2 protein-coding genes are annotated in these 1801 nt (G+C 32.3%); one reads left to right on the forward strand and one right to left on the reverse strand.

What is annotated here, in order from left to right:
* Positions 1–209 precede the first annotated feature (209 nt).
* Positions 210–902, forward strand: a complete 693-nt coding sequence (locus ACH63V_RS17965) for a TIGR04219 family outer membrane beta-barrel protein (protein ID WP_396464307.1) — start codon at positions 210–212, stop codon at positions 900–902.
* 46 nt (positions 903–948) lie between these two features.
* On the opposite strand, the gene ACH63V_RS17970 is transcribed toward ACH63V_RS17965, so the two are convergent.
* The gene (locus ACH63V_RS17970) at positions 949–1545 is read right to left on the reverse strand and encodes a glutathione S-transferase family protein (protein WP_396464308.1); all 597 of its coding nucleotides are present in this window, start codon (positions 1543–1545) and stop codon (positions 949–951) included.
* Between the last annotated feature and the right edge of the window lie 256 nt (positions 1546–1801).

Consider the following 1801-nt stretch of genomic DNA (forward strand, 5'->3'; position numbering starts at 1 on the left):
ATCTTATTGTCATATTACACAAAATTTATACTAAAACTTCCCCCCATAAGATATTCCTTAATTCTATATTTTTAAATTAAAATCAAAAAGATAGATTAATATTAATAATTAACGCTCTAAAAGTTTTATATTCGCCATTTTTCATCAATGCATAACTACACAGATATCTATATCATGCGCTCAAAGATTTCTTTTATTAGGATATGATGATGAAGATATTAAAAATGTCTTTTTTGGCACTCGGGATGGGCCTTAGCGGATTCGCACAAGCTGATTTTATAGGAGTTAAAGGAGACGTTGGTTATTGGTTTTACAATGGTAAAGCAAACATGTCTTCACAATTACCAGATGATCAAGATTTAGATCGAAAAGGCAGTGCACAGCTTTCACTCGCTTTTGAGCATCCAATTCCATTCATTCCAAATGCAAAAATTCGCTATGTAAATCTAGATACGCAAACTAAGTCAGAAACCTTAGGCCAAGCTAACTATAAAATTAATTTAGATCATAGCGATTTTATTCTTTACTACGAATTACTCGATAATATTGTGAGTGTAGACGCTGGTCTTGGTGCAACTGTATTAAATGGTGATATCACTGCTTATACTGGTAAACGTGTGGATATTGATAAAACATATCCTATTGCTTATTTGTCAGGCGAAGTAAAACTTCCATTCACAGGTTTAAGTGCTAAAGGCGAAGCAACCTATACAAACTTTAATGATGCAAAAATCACAGATGCATTAGCAGAGGTAAAGTATAAATTCGTCGATAATTTAGCAGTTGATTTAGGCTTGAAAGCTGGCTACCGCGTACTCAATATTGACTTAGATGATTATGATAACAATGACCTTAAATTTGAGTTTAAAGGTCCATATGTAGGCTTAGAAGCGCATTTCTAAATCAGACTTTAGATATAAAAAGAACTCTATATGAGTTCTTTTTTATTTAAATCATATCTACATAACCTAAATATTCTCGAATTCTTTGACACCAAGCTTGGATATTTGAATATAGCTTTAAATCAAAGCCGCCTTCCTCAGCGACATGCGTATATGCATATAAAGCGATATCCGCAATGGTCAATTCATTTCCAACAAGATAATCATACTCTACTAAAGCTTTATCCATAATAGATAGTGCTTTATGGCCTTTTGGCTGTAAATTATGATATTCCTCTATTCTTTCTGCTGGTAACCCTAAATATTTATTAATAAAACGAGCCACTGCAATAAATGGTTCATGGCTATACTGCTCAAAGAACATCCACTGATACATTTTTGCTTTAATAAAAGGATCTGTAGGAATAAATTTTGTTCCTTCAGCTACATAACCTAAAATAGCATTGGATTCACTCAAAACACGACCATCATCCAGTACTAATACAGGTATTTTTCCATTGGGATTTAACGACAAAAAATCATCTGTTTGAGTTTCTTTGTTTAAAATATCAACATGGACCCATTTATGATTAATTTTTAATAAGGAAAGTAATAATTTAATCTTATAACAGTTACCTGAACTTACATCACCATAAATTATCATAGATGCTCTTCTCTTATTATGCATACTTAAAAATTTAATTTTCTTATTATTTATAACAGAACTCTTTCTTAGAATTAATATATATCTGTCTTTATTCTCTACTATATCCAGAGTTTTATATTTATTCTGCGCATAAAGCAACACCCCAATCTCTTTTGAGATTGGGGTGTTTGGAATAATGAGCTGGCGATGACTTACTCTCACATGGGTAACCCCACACTACCATCAGCGCTAAGAGGTTTCACTTCTGAGTTCG

Source organism: Acinetobacter sp. ABJ-A23_2 (assembly GCF_044538765.1).
GTDB classification, from domain to species: Bacteria; Pseudomonadota; Gammaproteobacteria; order Pseudomonadales; family Moraxellaceae; genus Acinetobacter; species Acinetobacter nosocomialis_A.

Excerpts from the sequence above, each read along its gene's own strand:
- ACH63V_RS17965 (WP_396464307.1), top strand. The coding sequence starts at position 210 with ATGAAGATATTAAAAATGTCTTTTTTGGCACTCGGGATGGGCCTTAGC.
- ACH63V_RS17970 (WP_396464308.1), bottom strand. The coding sequence starts at position 1,545 with ATGATAATTTATGGTGATGTAAGTTCAGGTAACTGTTATAAGATTAAA.